Below are 23955 nucleotides of genomic sequence, written 5' to 3' on the forward strand. Positions count from 1 at the left end.
GCTGTTAAAGATTTGTTCCCTTGAATGGAGTGGATGAGGGGGTTGGAACAAATCTTTAAAGGCGAACGCAACCGCTCTTCCCCCCACAGCCAATCCCCTCTTTAGCTACGATCGCTCGATTCGAATGAGCACCAAGCACAGACGGACAGCCAGCTCAAATGGACAGCGAGCAAGGTTTTTCTCTTGATTAGAGGAGATTTCCTAGCGGGGGCGGGGCGGGCATGGGCACGGTGAATGAAGAGCGCGCGCAACAGCTGAGAAGGATCTGCTGCTTTAACGATGTTTTTCATCGTTAAAAGCACCGGTTCCTGTCCTCATCCTTACTTTAACGATGAAAAACATCGTTAAGTGAAGCACAAAAAACAGGCAGAGTCGCTGAACTCAACCTGTTCCTGTGCATATCTCTAACAAGTCTAACATTGTTCAATCATATTTAAGACTTAACGATTGAGCAGGCTGCCCACATAACGAAGCAGCTCGTTAGCGCAGGCTGGGCAGTATCCGTGCCCATCAATCAAACGCTCAGTGACATCGTTGATTTTACGAAGCTGTCTCTCGTCAGGTGTCTTTGTTGAGGTCGTAATTTTGACGATATCCTTCAGATCCGCGAACAGCTTCTTCTCAATCGCTTCGCGCAGCCGCTCATGACTGCTGTAATCGAATTTCTTCCCCTTGCGGGAATACGAAGAAATGCGAATAAGGATCTCCTCGCGAAAAGCTTTCTTGGCATTCTCAGAGACGCCGATTTGCTCCTCGATTGAACGCATCAGGCGTTCATCCGGATCCATTTCCTCACCGGTCAAGGGGTCTTTGATTTTTCCCCAATTGCAGTAAGCCTCAATATTATCAAGATAGTTGTCAAATAAAGTTTTGGCGGATTCTTCGAAGGAATATACAAATGCCTTCTGGATTTCCTTCTTGGCAAGCTCGTCATATTCCTTGCGGGCCACAGAAATGAAGTTCAAGTAACGCTCCCGCTCCTCCTTCGTGATCGAAGGATGCTGATCCAGGCCGTCCTTAAGTGCTCTGAGAACATCCAGTGCATTAATGCATTGTAAATCCTGGCGGATTAAAGCACTCGATATGCGATTGATTACATACCGGGGATCAATGCCGCTCATGCCTTCTTCGGAAAACTCGTTCTGCATTTCCTTGATATCCGCATCCTTGAATCCCTCAATGGTTTCCCCATCGTACATCCGCATCTTTTTCAGCAAATCAACGCCCTGCTTCTTTGTTTCCTTAAGCCGGGTAAGAATCGTGAAAATTGCAGCAGCACGCAAGGAATGGGGAGCAACATGAATGTGGGACATATCGCTTTGACCAATGAGCTTAAAGTATATTTTCTCTTCGTCGGATACTTTAAGATTATACGGAATCGGCATCACGATGATCCGTGACTGCAGAGCCTCATTCTTCTTGTTGGCTATGAAGCTTTTGTACTCGGACTCATTCGTATGAGCAACAATAAGCTCATCCGCGCTGATTAAGGCAAATCTGCCTGCTTTGAAATTGCCTTCCTGAGTGAGTGATAGCAAATTCCACAGAAATTTCTCATCGCATTTAAGCATTTCCTGGAATTCCATAATGCCCCGGTTGGCTTTGTTCAGCTCGCCGTCAAACCGGTAAGCACGCGGGTCCGACTCGGAGCCAAATTCTGTAATGGTTGAGAAGTCTATGCTGCCGGTCAGGTCTGCAATATCTTGCGATTTGGGGTCGGAAGGACTGAAAGTTCCAATCCCTACTCTTGCTTCTTCAGAGATCGTCAATCTTTCGATGAGGACATCCTCGATACGGCCATTGTACTCGGTCTTGAGTCTCATCTGGCAGGAGGGGCAGAGTGCTCCCTCTATGCGAACACCCAAATTCTTCTCCACCTCAGGCCGAAGCTCCTGCGGAATCAGGTGCAGCGGTTCTTCATGCATCGGGCATCCTTTAATGGCATACACAGAGCCAGCTTCCGTACCCGAAAATTGCTCAAGCCCACGTTTGAGCATTGTTACAATCGTTGATTTGCCCCCACTGACAGGTCCCATTAGTAGCAGTATACGTTTGCGCACATCAAGCCTTCGCGCCGCGGAATGAAAATATTCCTCGACCAGCTTTTCAATAGCACGGTTCAAACCGAAAATTTCTTGATCAAAAAATTTGTATGTTTTTTGTCCGTTCTCATTATCGATGCCATGTGATGCGATCATTTCATACACACGTGAGTGGGCGGTCATCGTAAGAGCCGGCTTTTCGCGAATCAGTTCTATATACTCCGCGAATGTACCATTCCAGGCCAGTTTTTCCTTTTGCGCTTGATGCTCCGTAATTTTTTTAAAAATGTCCATGGGTACCTCCCTTCACTGTCGCCTCTATGGCACGAGGGTCAGCTCGTCATTGTAATTGTGTATTTATTACAATCCTATGCACCAATGAAGGATAAGTTTCCCGCAATTTTATTTTCACTTTTATTTTCAGTTTATTTCCCATTTAATCCCAATCAAAGACTATTTCCGGAGCTTTCCCTTATTGGCTTCTTCGAGCTCCTCCTTGGAGTAATCGGCAATCTTATTTTTAGCTTGAACGTTCAGCAGCTTGATATCGTAGTTTTTTTCTACGTACTGCTGCAGCTTTTTGATTTCTTTTTTCGAAAGCGTGGAGATTTGTGACTTCTTGTCCATTTGACCTAACATAATGCCGATTACTTCTCCAGCAAGTGAGGTGTTAGGCTGAATCCTGGCACTTCCATAAGCTACAGCAGATGCCCCTACATTTTTGCCGGCAACGAGCACATTGGCATAATCTTTTAAAATAAATGAACGCAGCGGCATTCCGTATTTGTCCGGCTTGCCTGGGCTGGTGCCCCATGGATTGTTTTTTGTACCTTGAAGATCAATCGAGTATCCCGCAATACTGACGTTGTCATCAAACATTGTTCCTCTTAATAAATCAACAGCTTGCAGTACATATTCCGTCTCATATCTATCGTAGTCACGGATGTAGAGATAGTTCGGAAAGCCGTTAATCTCGGCGTTTTCCCAACCCGGAAGCTCTTTCTGGAAATGCTTGAGAATCTGCTGAGTCTCAGCTTGCCCATTCTTAACTCCTATTGCTATGCTTTCATTATCAGAAGGATCCACACCAAAGGTAAGCAGTGCATTGATCAGAACCTCACCGTCCAGCTGATTCACTATATTCAAGCCGCGCAAGTAGATATCCTCATGTGTTGGGGTGTAGCTTTTACCAATATTGCCAAAGCCCCAGGTGAAGGTATCCGTTACATTGGTGTTTCCGCCGTACAATTCTTCTCTTTTCTCTTTACTAAGCGCATTCACTGATTTCTGGAATTCTTTCCAGTCTACATTCTTGAACTTCATGATATAGGAGGAGGCCATGTAATCCTTGGTTCCGCCAAACACGACTTCCGCTCCGGGAATTCTGTTTCCCTTCAATTTGCTTGTGAGAGCGGTAAAATCCGTATTTTCCACCCAATAAGGGGCGGCAAGCGTCTTCTCTTCTCCCTCGGCCGTGCGGTATGTAAGGCTTGCAATTTTTTCCTTTGAAGTTGCCGAATCCTGTTCGGTTGCAATACTTACAATAGTGATACCAGACTCGATCGGAATGCCCTCTGCCAATTCATGAAAATAATCCACAAACTCACTTTTCTTGCGGATCTCGCCCGTCTTATACTTGTCAAAAAGCTGCTTCACTCTACCTTGCAGCAGAGATTTCCCTGCATCATCAAACGGCTCGTCCAGAAACAGCATCTCTCCTTCCAGCAATTGCCCACCCGGAAGCTCACGCGGATCCAGCACTACAACAGATAACCCTTCGTCCCTGGCCGCACGCGCCAGATACATCCCCTCAATCTCCGAACCGATTAAAACAACGTCAGGTTTGTTGGGATCATTAACCGTCTCTTTGCCCCCATTCCCACTGTCTTCCTTCCCACAGCCTGAGAGAACAATAACTACACTTAACAGTAACATTGTGAAAACTTGAACAAATCGTTTCATAGATTCTCCTTTTACATGGATATATGGATGGATTAAAGATTCAAATTTTTAATACGTAGGGAAACACAGAAAGGTTGCAGCGATTTTCCCCTGTCAGAGCAAAAATCGAAGCAACACAAGGACCATTAGATGCACCGGATAGAACCCGCGCCACAACCAGGCGGGAATTCGCAACCGCTTTTTCGAGACATTCCGCACCTGCCATGCCGCAAAAAGCAAACTAGGCAGCACGCTCCACATTTGAATCTCCCACCCTTTTCCATACCACCAAAGGACATTTAACGTGAAGTGAAGAAGGAGCATCGTAAGCCCTGTGGTATATCTGTAAACAAGGACAAGGAGCATGGCATAAGCACCATAATCGGCAAACATTTCTAACAACAAAGCAGCACCAATGAACCATACCGCGCGGCTTGCATAACTTTTGTTTTCATCCGTTTGGAAGCAAGTGAACACAATTACAGCAAACGTTCCGATTACATTTATTTTCAGAGTGTCAAACAGAAACATATACGGTATTTGCGAGATTAGTGCCAATAAAGCCAGCCTCTTCAAATACTGCCTTCGATCGCTGGTATGTTCCATACTCTTCACAATTCCAAAGGCGTATATCGGAAAAGCAAGCCGTCCTATCATCCGCCACAAGTTTTCTTCCGGAAACCAGGAATAACCAATGTGGTCTATCAGCATGGACAGCATTGCGATCCATCCCACTGCCATCACCTTCTTGCTTATGAATTCTCTTGCGCTGGAAGCTGGCTGTTATCAAGTGTTGTCAAACCCGGGAGCACATGCTTATATTCGGATAATGCCGCCGTTCCCTGCAGAGTAATATCATAAATACCCCGGCCTTTTCGCTCAAACCAGCGATAATAGTTCTTCTGCAGGAGTCCATTAACGGCTGAATTCCCTGTAAGCTCACGCAAGCTTTTGGGACTTAGCGGGCCATGCTGCTTAATCAAATATACGCAATGCAGCGCTTTCTCCCGATAGGCCGTCATCAGCTTTTGCCTCGTGCTGCCCCCGATATTGTAATCGCCGCTGCGCTCGCGGAATTCATTGACGATCCGCAGTGCTGCCCTTTTATTGGAGCGCGGCGTATAAGGTGTAGGTTCGCAAACAATGTCGACCAATGGAGCTTTTCTTTGAAAAAATTGCACCGTTATAACGCCAAGACCCAGCATGCGGCACAGCCGGCTAATATCATCCCAGCGCAGCCGATGGGGAGCTCGTCCCTTCGCAGGCAGCTCAAACGCAACGTAGACTTGCTCAGTAAGCTTCATTCTCTCCAGGCCCTGGACGAGAAGTGGGATCGTAAAGCTCTTCTTCAGTTCAATGATAACCGGAGGCTCATCCCCACGAATCGCTACCAGATCGCAATGCTTCACTTCTGCGCGCACTACATATCCCTGCCGCTCAAGAAAGCTTTTGATAGGAGCATACAGCTCAGTCTCGCTTTGAATCGCCATGACGCCTCCCTCCTCCTGCTCTCTTTACATGCTTACTTAGCCCAATACGGAGTAAGGACTTGCAAGCTGTCACTAATAAATGTCATTATAGCATACGCAATAATGATAGGGGAGCCACCTTACTAGGTCCGGCCATTCTGGTATGCAGCGGTTGGCCTAGGTGTTCACTTGCGAGGCTTCTGGTTGCATGCTCATTAAAGCCTTGTGCATCCATATGGCCGCTTGCGACCCTTCGCCCATCGCTATCGTCACCTGCTCTGCGTGCACGCCCACATCGCCTGCTGTCCAGACATAGGGGACATTGGTCTGCTTCGAGCGGGGATCGGCTAAGATATGACGGTTTTCCAGCCGCTCTATACCGAGCTGGCGCGCAAGCTCCGATTTCACCTCATTGCCTCCAAAGGCAATAAAACCGCGATCCGCCTGCAGCACTGAACCACTTGCCATACTGAGCCCACGGAATTTCCCGTCTCCTTCAGTAATAACTTCCCTCGCAGGCTCGGCCATATAGCCGATGCCGAACGCTTCCAGTTTAGCCAGCAATGAACGCTTCACTGGTTTACATTCATGATTGACATATGTCAATTGGATCGTCCAATCCTTCAGCGTCAGAGCCATCGCAGCACCTACATCCCCTGATCCGAGGACAATCGCTGTTTTTCCCTTGAGTTCATAGCCATCGCAATCAGGGCATACATAAACCGTTAGCCCCAGACATGGCCGGAGACCAGGCAATTCAGGAAAACGATCCAGCAGTCCAGTGGCCAGCAGCAGCGTCTTCGCGCTGTATGCAGTGCCCGTTTTACCCTGTAGCTGAAAACCTTGAGATTCCTCTTTATGGCTGGCACCTATCACTTCATCTTGAGCAAATTCGACTCCAAGTGATTTGGCATGCATCCGTCCCAGGCGCCGCAACTCTTCACCGGATACACCCTGCGGCCATCCGAGCAGATTGTGGTACATTCTGCACAATGTAGAACGGCCATAGCCAGCATCCACAACAAGAACACGATGCTCATATCTCCCAAGCTGAATAGCAGCTTGAAGCCCGGCTATTCCCCCACCTACAATCAGACAGTCCCAGTTTTGCATATGTTTGCCCTCTTCAACTTTTTAGCCATAGGTTGTGCAAGTGGTATGCTTTTCATGCTTTCACGCCAGCTATCAATCCTTATGATCAACAAGCCAGATAATCATAACCTGAATGAGCGATGCACCAAGCAGAATCCAGGGAATGATATGTCCATCCAAATCTCCAGCCAAAGAGATTAAGGTACCAATCGAGAGCACCCTCCCTATATTTATAAAAAGCTCTCTGACCACAACGCTCTCTACCCTGAGTTGTCCCTTAAGTGGCAGCTGGGCGATCAGACTGTAATAATGGCTTGTCATCGAATTCCCTTGCAGCGGGGCGAAGATGGAGTACAAAATCATAAATAGGATAACGGTCGTCAAGGTTACTCCGCCGAGCAGGAACGAAGAGCCAATCAGAAAGCCAGCCGTGGACAAGGCCAAATAATACCTGACCTTATTCGCCCTTGCGTATTTCGAAATAAAAAAGCCGGTCAGAATGCTTAAGCTCGAATAAATAACACCGAGATATCCGACTACATCTTCCCGCGGCATAACCTTGAACAGCAGAATATTGGGGAGAAATAACATAATGCCCTGCAGCAGCCCCAATACTAAAAAACCAAATAGTGATTTGACCCACCTGTGGTTTTTTTTCATTACAATCCCGGTTAATTTTAAATAGTAAGCTTTGTGATGATCGCGAACTGTTTTGATTTTCATACTGATAAGTGCGGCTATAAGGAACGTTAGAAAAGCAATGCTGAACACGATTGTATATCCGCGAAGACCTTCCTGCTGGGAAATAATTAAACCTGCCAATGCAGGTCCAGCCAAGCTTGCAGCAGTGAAATACATCATATTCAGTGCGAGATAACGGATTCGATTGTGCTCATTGGAAACATCATACATTAACGTCAAATAACCAACCCAATAGAAAGCATTGGCCAAAGCATTAAACACGGCAAACCACACGAAGTAATCGACCAAGCGGTTTTGTACCAGAATAACGATCAGGTAAAATACAGCCGTAAGCGCAATTCCTATCCGGTAGGCAACCATGCGATCCTTCTTCTTGAGAATCCAGCCGCCTAATGCAAAAGCCAGCGGAGTTAGCGCATACATAATCATATAGTAAGCACCATTAATCTGCAGGCTTTGTGTGAGACGCCAAAGATATAAATTCAGAAACACGTTTGACATCGAAGCTCCGAATTGAAAGAAGGTATGGATGGTCAAAGAAAGGTTCGCATCCCTTGACAATCTCTTCTCCGGTGGTATTTGTCCTCTTCGGTAACGCAACCAACTGGAAAAGTTCATCCTCGTCTGACCCTGCATCCTTATTCCTCCTGGGGATTCTCGCATCGTAAGCAAGCGAAATCTGTCATTGTGTGCAATCCTATATATTGTACCAGTGATTGCCATGCCTGTTAAACGGCAAAAAGCCCCAGCAAAGGCGCTGAGGCTTTATAACTCGTCAATAACAGGTTATTTCTTAAGACTATCCCATGTTTTCTGGAATTCATCAAACATTTGGTCCTTTGTCTTCTGCTTGGCAATATAAGCTTGCATAATATCACCGAATTTTTTACTGGAAGCTTCGCCGCCAGGGAACTTGAACCAGTTCCAGCTTAGAATCTTATCTGCTTTGCTGTAAGAGATAATATCTGCTGCCAGAGGCCCTAATAAGGTCTCATCCGCCTGAATTGTCGTGAAGGCAGGAATAAATTTGAACTGCTCTGTAATATAAGTTTTGCCGATATCCGAGGTAACCATCCAATTCAAGAACTTCTTGGCTTCTTCCTTTACGGCGGAATTTTTGTTAATTACCCAGTTGTTCGGAACACCAACGTACAGCTTATCGTTCTTAGCTTCATCATCACTGATTGGCATTGGCAGGAAGCCCAGCTTGATATCCGGGTTCGTTTGCGAAATTTCTACCTGTGTCCAGTTGCCTTGCTGTGTCATTGCCGCTTTGCCTGTAGCGAATTCGGTAACTTGTGTTTTGTAATCGGTTTGCAGTGGATTTTTGTTGCCATACTGCAGCTGCAGGTCAAACAATTTCACCCAATCATCGAACACTTGATTTCCGGTAATTTTGGCAGTGCCTTTGTTCAGGCCATCAATAAAGGCATTAGGATCAGGCTGCTGGGCAAAAGGAATATTCACGAAGTGATTCCCCAGCACCCACCATTCGCCATAACCGTTCACAAAAGGTTGAATCCCTTTAGCTTGCAGCTTCTTCGCAGCATCTTCCAGCTGTGTTAAAGTTTTGGGCAGCTCGGTGATGCCCGCCTGAGCGAATAAATCCTTGTTGTACAGGAAGCCGTAGCCTTCCAGATTAAGCGGCTGTCCATACAGCTTGCCGTCTTTGGTCATAGGTTCCTTAGCTGCCGGGACCAAATCCTTAACCCAAGGCTGATCCGATAAATCCTCCAGGTTCTCAATCCATTTATCCAGATCAGAGAAGCCGCCGTTATTGAAAATATCAGGTTTATCACCGGAGTTGAATTTGGCCAGCAGCGCAGCGCCGTAATCGGCACCTCCACCTACTGTATCAACTTGAATTTTCACGTTCGGATTTTCTTTCTGATACTCGGCAACCAGCTTCGAAAGCTGATCAGCGATTTCCACCTTAAACTGGAAAAGCTTGATTGTAACCTGCTTGCCGTCACCACCACTGCTTCCGCTTCCTGGTGATGTAGAAGGGTTTGTATCTGATTTTTGACCACAGCCAACAGCAATAATGGAGAGCAGCAGCACTACAGCCAAGCTGAGTAATGATATTTTTTTCATAAGTAAATCCTCCCTTTTATTGTTTTTTTTTGTATTTTACATCTTTAATTGTAAAGATAAATAACCCTCAGCGGAACCGATAATATTGAACGATAAGGTGGAAAATCTTGAACTGAACAGCTGCTCTGCCATTTCTTATCCTTTTACCGAGCCGGCTGTAATTCCTTCAATAATGTGCTTTTGCATAATTAAAAAGAAAATGATGATCGGCAGCACACTCAGAACAAGCGCAGCAAGCGCTAAATCCCACTGCTTCGTATATTGCCCAAAGAATGAATACGTTCCAAGCGGGATGGTTCTAAGCTCTGGACTATTTAAAACTAAAGACGGCAGCAAATAATCATTCCATATCCACAAGCTGTTCAGAATAATAACTGTGATCGTCATTGGCTTCAACAACGGGAAAATAATTCTCCAGAACACTCCGTAAGGACTGCTTCCATCTACTCTTGCCGACTCTTCAATTTCAAGCGGAATCGATTTAATAAATCCATGATACAGAAATACGTTCAACGAGACGCCAAAACCGAAGTAACAGGCGACCAGGCCTAACCTGCTGTCCATAAGTCCAACCTGATCGGCAACCCTGACAAGAGGAATCATAATCGATTGAAACGGTATGACCATGGCTGCAACAAATGCCAGAAAAACTAGATTATTAAACCGTGAAGATTTCCTCACCATACGGTAAGCAGCCATCGAACTAATCACAACTAATCCTAGGTTGGCAACGACAGTTATAATCAGAGAGTTGAAAAGCAGCTTTGGAAACTTGATAATGCCCCACGCTTTAACGTAATTATCAAAATTAAGACTCTTCGGCAAGCTGGCCGAGTTTGTAAGCAGCTCGCCAAAGGTTTTCATCGAATTAACAATAACGAAATAGAAAGGCACCAGAAAAAGAATAGCGACTAAAATTCCGATAACCTCAAGAGCAAATAACCGACCGTTGTAGCTTCTTTGTGCTCCCATTAGACTTCTACCTCCTTACGCTTCGTATACACGACTTGGATGGTGGAAATCAGAGCAACTACGATGAAGAAAATAAAGGCTTTTGCTGTTCCCAGACCATAGCGGTTATTGCGGAATGCTTCCTGATAAATGTTCAAAGAGACGGATTCAGTTGAATTGAAGGGCCCCCCTTTGGTCAAGGAAATATTCAAGTCAAACATTTTAAAGGACCAGGATATCGTCAGGAACAAGCATACAGTAACTGCAGGCATAATAAGCGGCACTGTAATTTTACGCAGCATCTGCCAAGCGGTTGCCCCATCAATATACGCAGCTTCCATCATATCCTTAGGCACATTGAGCAGCGCGGCAATATATACAATCATCAGGTAGCCAGACCCCTGCCACACACTCACGATAACCAAGGCCCAGTAACCGGTAGCCTCAGTACCCAGCCAAGGAAGCTGAAAAAAGCCGATATTGGTGATTTCACCGAGGGTTGCGAAGCCTTTTACAAATATAAACTGCCATATAAAGCCGAGCAAGAGACCCCCAATGACGTTAGGCATAAAAAATATCGTTCTTAACAAATTCCTTGATTTCAGATACTGGGTTAATAAAAGAGCCAGCAGGAAACCGACCACGTTCGTTAAAATTACGCTGACCACTGTAAAGCGGGTAGTGAACCAGAAGGCCTTATGGTAATCCGTATCATGAAATAAAATTTGCTTGAAATTGTCGAGTCCGTTCAGCTTAATGTTGGATGTGACCCCGTTCCATTCCGTAAATGAAAAATAAATGCTCATGAAAAAAGGTATTACGACAATAATGGTAAAAAAGACCAATGCAGGACCTACAAACACCCACTGCTGCAGAAAACCGGACCATCTTCTTTTGGTTATCACAGGAAATCCCTCCTTACTTTACTTCAAGTATGCTTCGAAAAGATTACTTTTACTCATGTCAGAAAGGTTTCTCTCATCCCTTTGTATGTATTAAGTATAAAATTTATCCCCCCTCCAGGGACACCGACTGTTGTGACCCAATTGGTGGAATTTGTTGACCTAACCTGATAACATATACATATAACCACTTCCGAAACGGAGATGATCCGTTCCCTTGATAAGAAACAGCATCCGCAATAAGCTTATTATTTTCCTGTTGATTGCCACCTTGATTCCTATCGTTACATCGATGGTTGTAACTTACCTGTTCACTAAGGAAAAGGTGACCGAGGAAACGATAAAGAACAATTCCAGCTTGATTGTGCAGGGGAAAAATAACTTGATCACTTATCTAAACGGCGTTGTGCAGACTTCCCTGGCCATTTATTCCAATGAAAGACTGTACACCATGCTGGATACGAAGGATATCGATTATTTAAGTGACAAAGAGATTTCCACAGCGCTAAGGGTAATGTCCCATTCCGTTAAGGAGATCCATCAAATTTATTTGTATGCTGAAGCAAGCAACCGCTCCTATCGGATGATTAACGGGGTTCCGAACCCTTCCCTGGGCAACCATGTCAAGCATGAAAGCTTTCCGCCTGGAAAGGACGTTTTTTTCGAGACAACACATCTGAGCAGCGACTATGGGATACCGCTAACGACGAATCTCTCCCTCTCTTCAGCAACGGTTATCTCCATGCACCGCCAAATTATTAACTTCCCGGAAAAGCGCACGCTTGGTGAATTGTCTATCGATTTTAAGCTGGATATGATTCATAGTATTAGCGAGAATTTATATGCAAAAGGTGAAGAGGAATTGTTTATTTTGGATCATGAGGGCAAGGTTGTATACGGTCCCGATCCTAAGCAATGGGGGCTTCCACTTGAAGCCGATTGGGGACGGCTGGCAGTAGCCAATGAGGCGGAAAGAGGCAATTTTGAATGGAAGAAGAACGGCTTCTCGGGCATTAACTTATTCGAAAAAATGAAGACCGAGGATCTCGAATGGACCATTGTCAAACGCATTCCATATGGACAGCTTTACAAAAATGCGCGACAGCTGACACTCATTAATCTGATGGTACTCACCATCTTTTTAATCATCGCGATCATTAGCACGGTTTATATTTCGTTTCGTTTTACGGCACCCATCAAGAAATTAATTCAATATATTACCAAAATTGGAATTGGAAAACTGGATGTCGACATCGATTTAAAACGCACAGACGAGCTAGGTATTTTGGCAAAGCGGTTCCATGACATGATGCAAAACTTGAACCATATGATTTTACGGGAATATCGGCTGGAGCTCGCCAATAAATCGAATCAGCTGCGGGCACTGCAGGCTCAGATCAATCCGCATTTTATGAACAATGCCCTGCAATCCATAGGCACCCTTGCCTTACAGCATGATGCGCCGAAAATTTACGCGCTAATCTCTTCTCTGGCCAAAATGATGCGTTACAGCATGAATACGAGCGAAACCCTGGTTACCTTTCAAAAGGAGATGGAGCATGTAAAGGCTTATCTGGAGCTGCAGCTGCAGCGATTCGAGGACCAGTTGGAGTACGAGTTCCACATTGAGAAGAACACGACTTTGATTGTTGTGCCCAAAATGATCATCCAGCCGCTCGTTGAGAATTATTTCAAGCATGGCTTCGAGCCAGGTCTTGGAACCGGCAAGCTGGTAATCAGCTCCCACATGCTGGACATCAAGGGCGACCCCTTCCTGCAAATCAGTGTTGAGGATAACGGCAAAGGAATAACAGCGGAAAGACTGCTCGAAATCACAAGTGCCTTCCACTCTTCAGGTGAAGACGATGGGGATGACGGGATCGGACTCAGCAATGTGTTCTCAAGACTTAGTCTGTATTACCGGAATACAGCCAAGCTGGATATTATGCATGCGGCGCCACAAGGTGTAAAAATCCTTTTGACCATACCGCTTATCGAGGAGGTAGAGGAATGAAGGCCTTAATCGTTGATGATGAAAAACATGTGAGGGCAGCGATTCGGATGTTGGTGAAATGGGAGGCACATGGCATTGATACGATACTTGAGGCTCCGGATGGTCAGGCAGCTACAGAAATCATTGCTCGCGAGGCTCCGCAAATTATTATGACGGATATGATGATGCCTGTGAAAAATGGCGCCCAGCTGCTCGAATGGATTCACAGCCAGGCACCTCACAGCAAAACGATCGTGATCAGCGGACACGATGACTTCTCACTGCTTCGCCATACAGTGCAGTATGGCGGAACGGATTATATCCTGAAGCCGATTGATGCTGAACAATTAAATGCGGCGCTGGATAAAGCAGTCGAAACCTGGCGCTCCGAAGAAGCTGTCCGCAATCACAGCCTTGAACGCAATATACAGATCAACCAAATCAAGCCGGTTTATTGGGACAAGCTGCTGTCCAATCTGCTGGCGGACCCTGCGCAGTATGAATCGACAGCCGGGACTCTGCACAAAGAGCTTGGCTTGTCTGCAGAAACCACGACAATTCGGGTAGCGATCTTAAGCTTGGACACGATGGAGCGAAGCCTTAAGGATAAGTTCTATTCCAATCAGGAGCTGCTGCTTTTTTCACTTATTAATATTTGCAATGAATTTCTGCATGTGCAACATCGCGGCTTTGCTTTTCGTCATTGGAATAGTGATCATGAGATTGTCCTGCTGCTCTGGCTGGCCCCGGACAAGGCCGCTGGTGTTCTAAGCGAAATTAATGAAGGGATGCGGCAGACTCTTCGCTGCAAGCTGGATTTCGGCTTGGGCGAGCCCCATTCTTTCCCGCTTGGGTTAAGCGCCTCTTATAAAGAGGCCCAAGAGTCGTTAAACCAGCGCAACCTACTGGTCAAGACCTCATGGATACATTCCATAGGAACGAGCTCCTTCGTACCTCCGAAGCGGCTGCTGCGCTTCAGCGACTTTGAAGAACGGCTGCTGGTTGCGATCCGCAGCGGCAGTCATGAGCAAATTCAGATGAGCGTCCAGCTGTGGATTGACGCCGTAAAGGAGGTTGATACGATTACGCCGCGGCAATTAAACCATTGGTGGAATGAATTTAATATGCTCAAGCGGCGCTGGGTTCAAGATTTCTTTCCTGACCAGGGCGAAGACAATTCCGAGCTCAAAGCAATTTCTGAGCCTTCAGGCTTTATTATTCCGCTGGATGAACAAGGGATTCTTTCCTTGAAGCTGTGGCAGCAGGAGCTTACCCGCAGCATGCAGCAGTTGTCCAAGCTGATGCTGGAGCATCAGCAAAAAGGCAGCAACATTATATTCGAGATCGCCAAATATATTGAAAACAATTATTCCCAGGACATTACCTTGCAGGATATGGGGCATCGGTTTTATCTCAGCAGAGAATACATATCCAGAAAATTCAAGCAGCAATTTCATGTCAACCTGTCGGATTATTTAGGGAAGATCCGCATCGACAAAGCCAAGCTCCTGCTGCTGAACCCGCATCTGCGGATCTCGCAGATCGCTGAGATGGTTGGCTACCAGGATGAGAAATATTTCAGCAAAGTATTTAAAAAAACGGAGGGCGTGTCCCCCAACGAATACCGTAAGCTTTTATAAAATATCGATAAAGCTATACTTTTACAGAGGTGAATGAAATGAATATGCCCACCCAGAATACATCTGCAGATCACTCTATTGCGCGTACACCGAAAGCTGCTGCCAAGAGCAAGAAGAAGGCGTATCTACTCTTATTTATGGGCTGGCTTATCCTTATCGCTGCAGGCGTTACCTGCGCGAAGCTATATACGGATCATTTGCAAAAAGAGCTTACTGCAAACATCGCCAGTCAAACGGGGCAGCAGCTGCAGGCTATCCAGCAGGATTATCAGCAGCAGGTCGCTCAATTGAAGAGTGATGTAACGGCGGATATAACGAATCTCCAGCAAAAGGTTGATTCTTTAAACGAGCTGCTGGCTTTTACGAAGGACAGCGCCAATAGCAAGACCGACAACAGCAATCAGCTTTATACGCAGCTGGCCGAAGTGAAGAAGAAGCTCGAAGAGCTGCAAAAAAATCTGGATGTGTTGAAATAATGAAACCAATTAAACAAATCAATCGTATGCTGCTGCTTGCCTGCGCTCCTTTTCTTGGCATTATGATCTGGCTTCTGTCCATCCAGGCTGCTCTGCAGCTCCCTGCCGCGGCTGCATCGGTAAGCACGGACTTCTCGCTGCATGACGAGGTCCAGCTCATGAGCAGCAAGCTGGACCAGGCTAAAGAGGATGCTGTGCAGACCTCATCGCTGATCGAGAAGTATTTCCAGGTCTACGAGCAAAGCTCTGCAGACACAGCGGCGATGCTCAAGCAAGCCAAGGCACAGGCCTCGCTTCCAAAGTTCGTCTATGACAAGAGAATTTCCGTTAAGCTGGGGAGCCCTACCAAGCAGACCGCTTCCGGTAATATAGATGTCAAGCTATTTACCCTGCATGAGAAAAACTATCAAGGCTATGCTATGAAGGTGAATCTCAAATCCGACAAAGCGATTAAGCTCGTGCTTGGCAAGGATAAGCTTGGAAGCAGCGAGACCACCTTAGAAGCCGCCAACCGCTATGGCGCATTAGCTGGCGTTAATGCCGGCGGCTTTGCCGACGATAACAAGGGAAGACGATTTCCGCTGGATACTACCGTGATGAACGGTGATTATCTGAATGGCTTCTTCCCAAGCAATAAAGACACGATCTTTATCGGTTTGTCCAAAGAGCGGAAGCTGATCGGCGGTAAATTCAATCAGAAAGCGGAGCTCGACAAGCTTGGGCCTCAGATGGGCACGACCTTCGTGCCCACCCTGCTGAAGGATGGGAAGAAGCTGAGTATCCCTCTGCATTGGCAAACATCACCGGCCAGAGCGGCCCGCACAATCATCGGCAACTATAAGGATGATCAGCTTCTATTCCTCGTTACAGACGGCAACAATGAGGATGGCACTTCAGGCGCGACACTTGCAGAGCTGCAGGACAAGCTTATTGCATTAGGGGTGCGGGATGCTTACAATCTCGATGGGGGCGGCTCATCTACGCTCATCTTTGATGGGGCCCTTATCAACCGCCCATCAGACGGCAAGCTTAGACCGCTAGCGACCCACTTTCTTTTGTTTAAATAAGACTATAAAACTTCTTGTCCTACTTCTAATAACGCATCACATTTTAGTATGTTCACATTTTATTCGTTTCATTTTTCCGGGCTATTGGGTATAATAAATATTACTAACGTAAAGCCTACAGGAGGTGCACGACCATGTCAGATACATTTTGGTTAATTATATCCGTTTTTGTTTTAATGATTGGTGCGATATTAACGTCGTCTTACAATGAAGATAAGACTAAGGGTCTATAGTACCTATGAACATGAGAAAAAGCAGCGAAGCTCCTTAATCGGAATTCGCTGCTTTTTTCTTGATAAATTTAAATTACTGTATCTTTACTTTCAATTCATTCATTTCAACTAGACACGATCCACAAATGTGACGGTCTTTGAATTCGCTAACCTGCTCCATACTTCCGCAAAAAACGCATTTCGGACGATATCTTTCAAGGATAATGTGATCTCCCTGAACAAGAATTTCAACCGGATCGCCTTCATTCATCAAATACCTCTTGCGAAGCGATTTAGGGAGCACGATGCGGCCCAACTGATCGACTTTTCTTACAACACCTGCTGGCTTCATCATCGATTTTCACCTCTCTCCTAGTTCCAATTTCCCATAGACAAACACTACCATGGTATGAATATTTCCCTTATGGTACCTAATTCGCCGCGTTTTTTCAAATTCCTTCTCAATTCGTTCCAAATTCTCGGAAAATCTTTACCAATTCTCTATAAGCAAGCTTAACTGAGACATAACGGAGACATAACTTGGCTTAACGGAGCTTAACTGAGCCCCGCAAAGCCGGTTTGCCTAAGCCCTTCATAGAGAACAACCGCCGCGGAGTTCGATAAATTAAGCGATCTGACTGCATCTGACATCGGGATTCTCATCAAAGTATCCAAGTGGGACTGCAGCAGCTCTTCAGGCAAACCTTTCGTTTCCTTACCGAAGACAAAAAAGTCTCCATCCTGAAACGCATAGTCCGTGTATCCTTTTTCGGCTTTCGTGGAAGCAAAGAAAAACCGGTTTTCTGCATATTTGGATTTAACCTCTTCGAAAGAGTCGTGGTACTCCAATTTAACAGAATGCCAATAATCCAGCCCAGCCCGCTTTAGTGTTTTATCATCGGTATCAAAGCCGAGCGGCCTGACCAAATGCAGGTAGGTGCCAGTTGCCGCACAGGTACGGGAAATGTTGCCCGTATTGGCTGGTATTTCGGGTTCCACCAGTACAATATGAAAAGCCATAACTTGTCTTTCGCCTCCAATTTTAACACTGCGTTTACCTTATCTTCATATGTCGATGATAGTACTTTGCCATAATAGACATATCTTCCCGACAAAAGGAGCAAAACTAGCGATGAATACAAAAATTCTGGTCGTTGATGACGAACCTTCAATCTCTATGCTGATCGAGTTCAACCTTAAGCTAGTCGGCTTTGAGGTTCACTGTGTGTATGACGGCGAGGCGGTATTTGAAGCCATTCAGTCCTTCCGCCCCGACTTGATCATCCTTGATTTAATGCTGCCAAAAATGAACGGCCTGGAGGTTTGCCACAAGCTGCGTGCCCAACAAAATTGGGTGCCCATCATCATGCTGACCGCTATGCAGGATCTCTCCGATAAAATCGCCGGGCTTGATAATGGCGCCGATGATTACATGACTAAGCCGTTCAGCCCGCAGGAGCTCATCTCCCGCATCCAGGCGATTATCCGCAGGCTGCAGACCTTGCCCTCTGCCAGCGAAAACAGTCCGATTCAGATCGGACAAATGAGCATTCAGCCCGAGCAGCGCGAAGTCACCGTAAATGGTGAACAGATCGAGCTGACGCCCAAAGAATTTGAGCTCCTGCTTTTCCTGTGTAAGCACCGCGGCAAAGTGCTTAGCCGCCAGCAGTTGCTGCACGGAGTATGGGACTACCATTTCCTCGGTGACACCCGGATTGTCGACGTACACATTTCCCATCTGCGTGATAAAATTGAAAACAATGCCCGCAGCCCCGTCTATATAGTGACCATACGCAACGTTGGCTACAAGCTGACTGAGCCCTCTGTCAAAGAATCTCTTGCTTAATAAGGGCTAATAAGAAGAACTTAAATAGCCCGCAAATAAAACCCCAGCAGGAAGTCCATTCTGCTGGGGTTGGCTTCGTCCATTGAGAGCTTATCAGCCGTTACGGCGCTGGAAATCCGCCATAAAGTCGGCCAGTGCTTTACAGGATTCGTACGGAACTGCATTATAAGTGGAAGCACGAAGCCCTCCTACACTGCGATGCCCTTTAAGACCAACGAATCCATTTTGCTCGGATTCCTTCACAAATCTTTTCTCCAGCTCCTCGTCCTGCAAGCGGAAAGTAATGTTCATAATCGAACGGCTGTCCTTATCTACAGGGCCGCGATAAAATCCGCCGCTTTGATCGATTGTACCGTAGATCAGGCTGGTTTTCTCCCGGTTGCGTTTTTCCACAACAGCCAGTCCACCTTGCTCTTTAAGCCATTTCAGCACAAGATTGACCATATAGATCGAATAAACAGGCGGCGTGTTGTAGAGCGAGTTATTTTTGCCATGAATGTCATAACGAAGCATGGTCGGGATATTTTTGGGAAGATCCTGCAGCATTTCTTCTTTAATGATAGCAACAGTAACACCCGATGGCCCCAAATTCTTTTGAGCTCCTGCATAAATCAATGAGAATTTAGAAACATCCACCTGACGGCTTAAAATATCACTGGACATATCGGCTATCAGCGGCAAGCTGCCCGTTTCCGGATAGGCTTGAAATTGAGCTCCTTCAATCGTTTCATTCGAAGTAATATGCAGATAAGCGCTATTCGGGTCAGGCTGAATTTCGCTCAATGCGGGAATTTTCATAAATTTAAAAGCTTCCGAGCTGGCTGCGATAGAGGTTTCACCAAACAGCTGAGCTTCTTTCACTGCTTTTTCTGCCCATGCTCCAGTCAGTACATAGCTTCCAACCTTGCCAGGTTTCAGAAAGTTCATCGGTATCATGGCAAATTGGGTGCTTGCTCCGCCTTGCAGAAACTGAATTTGATATCCTGAAGGAATGTCGTAGAGTTCTTTAAGCAGCTGCTGCGTCTCCTCGTGTACTTGCTCGTAGTGAGCGCTCCGGTGCGAAATTTCCATAATTGACATGCCAATACCTTGAAACTCAACAAGCTCTTCCTGAGCTTTTTGCAGAACTTCCATCGGAAGTGCCGCAGGCCCTGCATTAAAATTATAGGCCCGATTCCCCATTTGTGACCACACCTTTGCTTTGTATTATCGCTATGATAGCAAGATTATCCGCAAGCATCAAGTAAAACCTCAATCTTTTAACCTGGTGTACACACCTAAGCCTCGAAATAACTCCACGATTTCTTCTATTTTCATCCGTACCAAGCCGCTGGAAGAAGGACACACAAACTCCACAATTCCCGGAACAACCGGTTCCTCCTGTACGCCCCAAGGGATGTCCTTTCTCCTGCCACTATATTGTTCGTAAACCCCTTTACCTACAAAGCATGCCACTTTCGGCCGGAATCGTTCGAGCTTCTTTTTTAAAATTACCCTGCCCTGCTTATACTCGTCCTTGCTAATCTCAGCAGCGGTTGCTGTAGGCCTGGATACTATGTTCGTAAAGCCGTACCCCAGTTGAAGCAGCTCTCCATCCTCTTCCGGCTTGTACAGACGGGGCGTGAGGCCAGCCTGATGGAGGATATTCCAGAAACGGTTACGAGGATTGGCATAATGATGTCCACTCTCACCAGAACGAATGCTGGGATTAAAACCAACAAACAAAACGGTCAGCCCTTCGCCAATATGATCAGGAATCGCTTTTAAAGTCATGCCTCTCCCTCCTTGAGTCTATCCTCTTTTCATCTTATTTTACCATGATAACATCGATAGAAGCTCGTAAGCAAAAGCCTCCCCGAGATGACTCAGGAAGGCTTTTGTCCGTTTTGTATAAGTTCGTCCTAATATGAACAATTAAGAACAATTTTAGCAATCAAAGTACAGTGCATACTCATGCGGGTGAATACGGATGGAAACGGATTTCGCTTCGCCGCGTTTGAAATCTACATAATTATCGATGAAATCCTTAGTAAATACGCCGCCTTCAAGCAAGAAGTCGTTGTCGGCTTCAAGTGCGTCAAGCGCTTCGTCCAAAGTTCCTGGAACGCTGCGGATTTCCGCTTTGTCTTCATCAGACATTTCATAAATATTTTTATCGAAAGGACCATAGCCAAGTGCACGCGGGTCGATTTTCTTTTTGATTCCATCAAGACCAGCCATAAGCATTGCAGCAAAAGCCAGATAAGGATTAGCTGTAGAATCCGGCGTACGGAACTCAACGCGACAGCCCTTAGGAGTTACAGCAGCAATTGGAATACGAACCGCTGCAGAACGGTTACCCTTGGAGAACACTAAGTTAACTGGAGCTTCATAGCCTGGAACCAGACGCTTAAAGGAATTCGTACTAGGATTTGTAATAGCAATAAGTGCAGGTGCATGATACAAAATACCGCCAATATAATGAATGGCCATTTCACTCAGGTTGGCATAGCCGCCTTTTTCATAAAATAACGGAGTGTCACCATTAAAGATCGATGAATGTACGTGCATACCGCTACCGTTGTCGCCAAATAAAGGCTTCGGCATAAAGGTCGCTACTTTTCCATATTGTCTAGCTGTATTGGCAACAATATACTTATATTTAAGCAAGTTGTCAGCTGTCTTCGTCAAAGTATCAAAACGGAAATTGATTTCAGCTTGACCTGCAGTAGCTACCTCATGGTGATGGCGCTCAATGCGAAGCCCAGTCTCTGCAAGCAAACGGCACATTTCACTACGGATATCCTGTTGGGTATCCACTGGAGCTACAGGCACATATCCGCCTTTTACAGGAATTTTATTCCCAAGATTGCCGCCTTCTTCTTTGCGTCCTGTGTTCCATGCTGCTTCCTCCGAATCAACCTCGAAGAAAGATTTATTCATCCCTGTCTCATAACGAACATCGTCAAATATAAAGAACTCAGATTCAGGAGCGAAATATGCTGTTGTCCCGACGCCTGTCGTTTGTAAAAATTCCTCTGCCTTTTGGGCGATAGCACGTGGGTCACGGTCATAACGCTCTCCGTCAGGAGTATGGATATTGCACATGATAACAAGTGTGGCATGAGCTGTAAAAGGGTCCACGTAAGCAGTCTCGATATCCGGCATCATGACCATATCAGATTCTTCAATACCACGGAAGCCATGGATCGAAGATCCGTCAAAAGCAACACCGTTTTCGAACGTTTCCTCTTCCACTTCAGAAGCAGGAACGGAAATATGCTGCGCTTTACCGGATAGACCCACAAAACGGAAATCTACCCATTCGATGTTTTTTTCCTTGATGAGGTCCAACACATTTTGAACTGACATGAAAACTCCTCCTATTTCCGTACATTCAACGTACTTTGCACGAGAATTGTTCCTTTTTTTTCATTTTCTGAACATATTATAAAACGATTTTGCTGGCAACGTCAATACTCATGTCAGGTATTTTTTTGCTCGGTGTGAGGTATTCTCACATATTTGTCGAAAATATGTTGAAAACGCCTCGCGGCGTACTTTGAGGAGCTTGTTCGAGACTTTGGTGCGTTGGGGAGGGAAATAGCTGTGGGCAGGGATGTGGGCTCCAGCCGCTGTTAAAGATTTGTTCCCTTGAATGGAATGGATGTAGGGGTTGGAACCAATCTTTAAAGGCGGATGCTATCGCTCTTCCTTCCACACCCCTTACCTCTCGCAGCTACAATCGCACGAACACCAAGCTCAAACAGACAGCCAGCAAGTTTTTTCTCTTGGCTAGAGGAGATTTCCTAGCGTGTGGGCGCTATGGATGAAGAGCTGTCACTTTAGCGATGTTTTTCATCGCTAAAAGTACGGGACGTCTCCACAACCTTATTTTAACAATGAAAAACATCGTTAAAATCCCTTTTTACCCCCCTGTGTGGGTGGTGGGAGGCCCTCAGGCCTCTTTTAACGATGAAAATCATCACTAACGTGACGGCTAGATCTGGAAACACTCCTTTAGCGATGAAAAACATCGTTAAGTGAAGCTCACTTTCCATTAGGCGAAGGCAGGCGCTACTCTGGCTGCTACTTTGGCTACTAGTCACCTGCTACTCTTGTTTCCTCCCCTTTACCTCTCACCGCTTCAAAGTGACCAAACATGCCACGCTCAAGCGAACTGTCAGCAGCAGGTTGCTTTCCACAGGGAATGTGTAATAGAAATTTATTCACTCCAAGCTTCCACCAAAAACTTCTACTTCACAGTAAGTTCACACAAAAAAAAGACTTGCCCCTTCTTGGTTGAAGGAAGCAAGCCAGTAAAGAAAAATAAAGAAAATTAAACGAGTATCGGCTCTTTCTTGGTATTAAAGGTTTTTCCGCACAGAGGGGAGAGCTTTTCCAAATCAGCAAGTAATTTCGCGAATTGATCCGGGAACAAGGATTGTACACCGTCTCCGGTCATGGAGTTGTCCGGATCTGTGTGCATCTCTATGATCAAGCCATCCGCACCTGCGGCGACGGAAGCTTTGGTCATAGGCTCCACAAGCTCTCTACGTCCCGTTCCGTGGCTCGGATCAGAGATAACAGGGAGATGACTGAGCTGCTTCAGAACGGGGATAGCGGCCAAGTCCAAAGTGTTGCGAGTGTAGGATTCAAAAGTGCGAATACCTCTTTCGCAAAGCATTACGTTAGGGTTGCCGCCAGCCAAAATGTATTCGGCTGCATTTAACAGCTCATCATAGGTGGAGCTGAAGCCACGTTTGAGCAGAACTGGTGTTTGAATCGTCCCTAACTTGCGAAGCAAGTCAAAGTTCTGCATATTCCGTGTACCCACCTGAAGAATATCAGCATGCTCTGCACATACATCCACATACTCAGGAGTCATCACTTCAGTAATGGTTAAGAGGCCATGCTTCTCTCCTGCTTCTGCCATCATAATAAGGCCTTCCACGCCCACTCCCTGAAAGCTATAAGGTCCTGTCCTTGGCTTGAAGGCTCCGCCCCGAAGCACTTGACCTCCCGCCGCTTTAACTAAACGGGCTATCTCATCAATTTGCTCAGGTGTTTCTACTGCGCAGGGTCCGCCCATAACAACAAGCTCATCCCCGCCAATCTCTACGCCTTTGATCTTAATTACCGTATTGGCCGGATGAAAATCCCGGCTTGCCAGTTTGTATGATTTGGATATTTTAACGACCTGCTCAACGCCGGACGTTTGACGAAGCTGCTCAGCCAGAACCGGATCTGCCTGACCAATAATACCAATAACAGTGCGATCCTCACCTTTGGATACATGAGCCTTCACACCATGTTTCTCAATCAATTGTACAAGCTCTCCGATACGTTCTTCGGAAGCCTTATTGGATGTAATTACGATCATTGCTTTCACGCTCCTATAGGAAATAAGTTCTTTATCACTTCAATGCTTGTTCGCTTTTAAGCTTTCTTGCTTTTAAGCTTCTACGCTTTTAATCACTAAAGTAAATATACAGCATCCGGCCTCCTGCGTCAAGCATTAAATATATTTTGGCATAATAGAATTTGGT

General features: G+C 45.9%; 20 protein-coding genes. 5 read left to right on the top strand and 15 right to left on the bottom strand.

The genetic code is table 11. The features are described 5' to 3' along the window. Window positions 1-440 precede the first annotated feature (440 nt). From J2Z66_RS24345 to J2Z66_RS24385, 9 genes are all read right to left on the bottom strand, one after another. The gene (locus J2Z66_RS24345) at window positions 441-2336 is read right to left on the bottom strand and encodes an ATP-dependent protease PrkA (protein ID WP_209975298.1); all 1896 of its coding nucleotides are present in this window, start codon (window positions 2334-2336) and stop codon (window positions 441-443) included. A 159-nt stretch (window positions 2337-2495) separates the two neighbouring features. Then, a complete protein-coding gene (locus tag J2Z66_RS24350; protein WP_209975299.1) occupies window positions 2496-4004 on the bottom strand; it encodes an FAD-dependent oxidoreductase in 1509 nt (502 codons plus the stop codon). A 93-nt stretch (window positions 4005-4097) separates the two neighbouring features. Then, complete coding sequence (locus J2Z66_RS24355) at window positions 4098-4718, bottom strand: TraX family protein (RefSeq protein ID WP_209975300.1); 621 nt, start codon at window positions 4716-4718, stop codon at window positions 4098-4100. Between the two features lie 17 nt (window positions 4719-4735). Then, complete coding sequence (locus J2Z66_RS24360) at window positions 4736-5473, bottom strand: DUF2161 domain-containing phosphodiesterase (protein ID WP_209975301.1); 738 nt, start codon at window positions 5471-5473, stop codon at window positions 4736-4738. A gap of 156 nt (window positions 5474-5629) precedes the next feature. Next, window positions 5630-6565: an NAD(P)/FAD-dependent oxidoreductase gene (locus J2Z66_RS24365; protein ID WP_209975302.1), complete on the bottom strand. Its 936-nt coding sequence runs from the start codon at window positions 6563-6565 to the stop codon at window positions 5630-5632. Window positions 6566-6637: 72 nt separating this feature from the next. Beyond that, window positions 6638-7882: an MFS transporter gene (locus J2Z66_RS24370; protein ID WP_245375807.1), complete on the bottom strand. Its 1245-nt coding sequence runs from the start codon at window positions 7880-7882 to the stop codon at window positions 6638-6640. Between the two features lie 150 nt (window positions 7883-8032). Then, on the bottom strand, window positions 8033-9340 hold the full coding sequence (locus J2Z66_RS24375) for an ABC transporter substrate-binding protein (RefSeq protein ID WP_209975303.1): 1308 nt from the start codon (window positions 9338-9340) through the stop codon (window positions 8033-8035). A gap of 135 nt (window positions 9341-9475) precedes the next feature. Then, complete coding sequence (locus J2Z66_RS24380) at window positions 9476-10312, bottom strand: carbohydrate ABC transporter permease (protein ID WP_209975304.1); 837 nt, start codon at window positions 10310-10312, stop codon at window positions 9476-9478. Continuing rightward, the gene (locus J2Z66_RS24385; protein WP_209975484.1) at window positions 10312-11193 is read right to left on the bottom strand and encodes a carbohydrate ABC transporter permease; all 882 of its coding nucleotides are present in this window, start codon (window positions 11191-11193) and stop codon (window positions 10312-10314) included. The genes J2Z66_RS24380 and J2Z66_RS24385 overlap by 1 nt, the downstream gene beginning before the upstream one ends. 217 nt (window positions 11194-11410) lie before the next feature. Here J2Z66_RS24385 and J2Z66_RS24390 point away from each other — a divergent pair, with 217 nt between their 5' ends. From J2Z66_RS24390 to J2Z66_RS24405, 4 genes are read left to right on the top strand one after another with little or no spacing between them, the layout of a single operon-like run. Then, window positions 11411-13207: a cache domain-containing sensor histidine kinase gene (locus tag J2Z66_RS24390; protein WP_209975305.1), complete on the top strand. Its 1797-nt coding sequence runs from the start codon at window positions 11411-11413 to the stop codon at window positions 13205-13207. Beyond that, entirely contained in the window at window positions 13204-14826 is a 1623-nt protein-coding gene (locus J2Z66_RS24395) for a response regulator (RefSeq protein ID WP_209975306.1), read from the top strand. The genes J2Z66_RS24390 and J2Z66_RS24395 overlap by 4 nt, the downstream gene beginning before the upstream one ends. Window positions 14827-14864: 38 nt before the next feature. Continuing rightward, window positions 14865-15302, top strand: a complete 438-nt coding sequence (locus J2Z66_RS24400) for a hypothetical protein (RefSeq protein ID WP_209975307.1) — start codon at window positions 14865-14867, stop codon at window positions 15300-15302. Beyond that, window positions 15302-16369, top strand: coding sequence for a phosphodiester glycosidase family protein (locus J2Z66_RS24405; RefSeq protein WP_209975308.1), 1068 nt, complete (start codon window positions 15302-15304; stop codon window positions 16367-16369). The genes J2Z66_RS24400 and J2Z66_RS24405 overlap by 1 nt, the downstream gene beginning before the upstream one ends. A gap of 306 nt (window positions 16370-16675) precedes the next feature. Here the strand turns inward: J2Z66_RS24405 and J2Z66_RS24410 are convergent, their stop codons facing one another. Both J2Z66_RS24410 and trmL read right to left on the bottom strand, forming a co-directional pair. Then, window positions 16676-16933, bottom strand: a complete 258-nt coding sequence (locus J2Z66_RS24410; protein ID WP_209975485.1) for an AbrB/MazE/SpoVT family DNA-binding domain-containing protein — start codon at window positions 16931-16933, stop codon at window positions 16676-16678. Between the two features lie 203 nt (window positions 16934-17136). Then, window positions 17137-17601, bottom strand: coding sequence for a tRNA (uridine(34)/cytosine(34)/5-carboxymethylaminomethyluridine(34)-2'-O)-methyltransferase TrmL (gene trmL, locus J2Z66_RS24415; protein ID WP_209975309.1), 465 nt, complete (start codon window positions 17599-17601; stop codon window positions 17137-17139). 112 nt (window positions 17602-17713) lie between these two features. Here trmL and J2Z66_RS24420 point away from each other — a divergent pair, with 112 nt between their 5' ends. Next, complete coding sequence (locus tag J2Z66_RS24420; protein ID WP_209975310.1) at window positions 17714-18427, top strand: response regulator transcription factor; 714 nt, start codon at window positions 17714-17716, stop codon at window positions 18425-18427. Between the two features lie 93 nt (window positions 18428-18520). On the opposite strand, the gene serC is transcribed toward J2Z66_RS24420, so the two are convergent. The 4 genes from serC to aroF form a co-directional block, all read right to left on the bottom strand. Further along, window positions 18521-19609, bottom strand: coding sequence for a 3-phosphoserine/phosphohydroxythreonine transaminase (gene serC / locus J2Z66_RS24425; RefSeq protein WP_209975312.1), 1089 nt, complete (start codon window positions 19607-19609; stop codon window positions 18521-18523). A gap of 69 nt (window positions 19610-19678) precedes the next feature. Further along, on the bottom strand, window positions 19679-20200 hold the full coding sequence (locus tag J2Z66_RS24430; RefSeq protein WP_209975314.1) for a mismatch-specific DNA-glycosylase: 522 nt from the start codon (window positions 20198-20200) through the stop codon (window positions 19679-19681). A gap of 153 nt (window positions 20201-20353) precedes the next feature. Beyond that, window positions 20354-21778 (bottom strand): type I glutamate--ammonia ligase, encoded by a 1425-nt coding sequence (gene glnA / locus J2Z66_RS24435; protein ID WP_209975316.1) that lies wholly within the window; start codon window positions 21776-21778, stop codon window positions 20354-20356. Window positions 21779-22745: 967 nt separating this feature from the next. Next, window positions 22746-23789 carry a 3-deoxy-7-phosphoheptulonate synthase gene (aroF, locus tag J2Z66_RS24440; protein ID WP_209975317.1) on the bottom strand — a complete coding sequence of 348 codons (1044 nt, stop codon included), beginning with the start codon at window positions 23787-23789 and terminating at the stop codon, window positions 22746-22748. Window positions 23790-23955: the final 166 nt, after the last annotated feature.

The organism is Paenibacillus eucommiae, assembly GCF_017874215.1.
Taxonomy (GTDB): Bacteria; Bacillota; Bacilli; order Paenibacillales; family NBRC-103111; genus Paenibacillus_AI; species Paenibacillus_AI eucommiae.

Excerpts from the sequence above, each read along its gene's own strand:
- serC (WP_209975312.1), bottom strand. The coding sequence starts at position 19,609 with ATGGGGAATCGGGCCTATAATTTTAATGCAGGGCCTGCGGCACTTCCG.
- J2Z66_RS24400 (WP_209975307.1), top strand. The coding sequence starts at position 14,865 with ATGAATATGCCCACCCAGAATACATCTGCAGATCACTCTATTGCGCGT.
- J2Z66_RS24375 (WP_209975303.1), bottom strand. The coding sequence starts at position 9,340 with ATGAAAAAAATATCATTACTCAGCTTGGCTGTAGTGCTGCTGCTCTCC.
- aroF (WP_209975317.1), bottom strand. The coding sequence starts at position 23,789 with ATGATCGTAATTACATCCAATAAGGCTTCCGAAGAACGTATCGGAGAG.
- trmL (WP_209975309.1), bottom strand. The coding sequence starts at position 17,601 with ATGGCTTTTCATATTGTACTGGTGGAACCCGAAATACCAGCCAATACG.
- J2Z66_RS24430 (WP_209975314.1), bottom strand. The coding sequence starts at position 20,200 with ATGACTTTAAAAGCGATTCCTGATCATATTGGCGAAGGGCTGACCGTT.
- J2Z66_RS24350 (WP_209975299.1), bottom strand. The coding sequence starts at position 4,004 with ATGAAACGATTTGTTCAAGTTTTCACAATGTTACTGTTAAGTGTAGTT.
- J2Z66_RS24410 (WP_209975485.1), bottom strand. The coding sequence starts at position 16,933 with ATGAAGCCAGCAGGTGTTGTAAGAAAAGTCGATCAGTTGGGCCGCATC.
- J2Z66_RS24405 (WP_209975308.1), top strand. The coding sequence starts at position 15,302 with ATGAAACCAATTAAACAAATCAATCGTATGCTGCTGCTTGCCTGCGCT.
- J2Z66_RS24395 (WP_209975306.1), top strand. The coding sequence starts at position 13,204 with ATGAAGGCCTTAATCGTTGATGATGAAAAACATGTGAGGGCAGCGATT.
- J2Z66_RS24370 (WP_245375807.1), bottom strand. The coding sequence starts at position 7,882 with ATGCAGGGTCAGACGAGGATGAACTTTTCCAGTTGGTTGCGTTACCGA.
- J2Z66_RS24420 (WP_209975310.1), top strand. The coding sequence starts at position 17,714 with ATGAATACAAAAATTCTGGTCGTTGATGACGAACCTTCAATCTCTATG.
- J2Z66_RS24380 (WP_209975304.1), bottom strand. The coding sequence starts at position 10,312 with ATGGGAGCACAAAGAAGCTACAACGGTCGGTTATTTGCTCTTGAGGTT.
- J2Z66_RS24345 (WP_209975298.1), bottom strand. The coding sequence starts at position 2,336 with ATGGACATTTTTAAAAAAATTACGGAGCATCAAGCGCAAAAGGAAAAA.
- glnA (WP_209975316.1), bottom strand. The coding sequence starts at position 21,778 with ATGTCAGTTCAAAATGTGTTGGACCTCATCAAGGAAAAAAACATCGAA.
- J2Z66_RS24365 (WP_209975302.1), bottom strand. The coding sequence starts at position 6,565 with ATGCAAAACTGGGACTGTCTGATTGTAGGTGGGGGAATAGCCGGGCTT.
- J2Z66_RS24360 (WP_209975301.1), bottom strand. The coding sequence starts at position 5,473 with ATGGCGATTCAAAGCGAGACTGAGCTGTATGCTCCTATCAAAAGCTTT.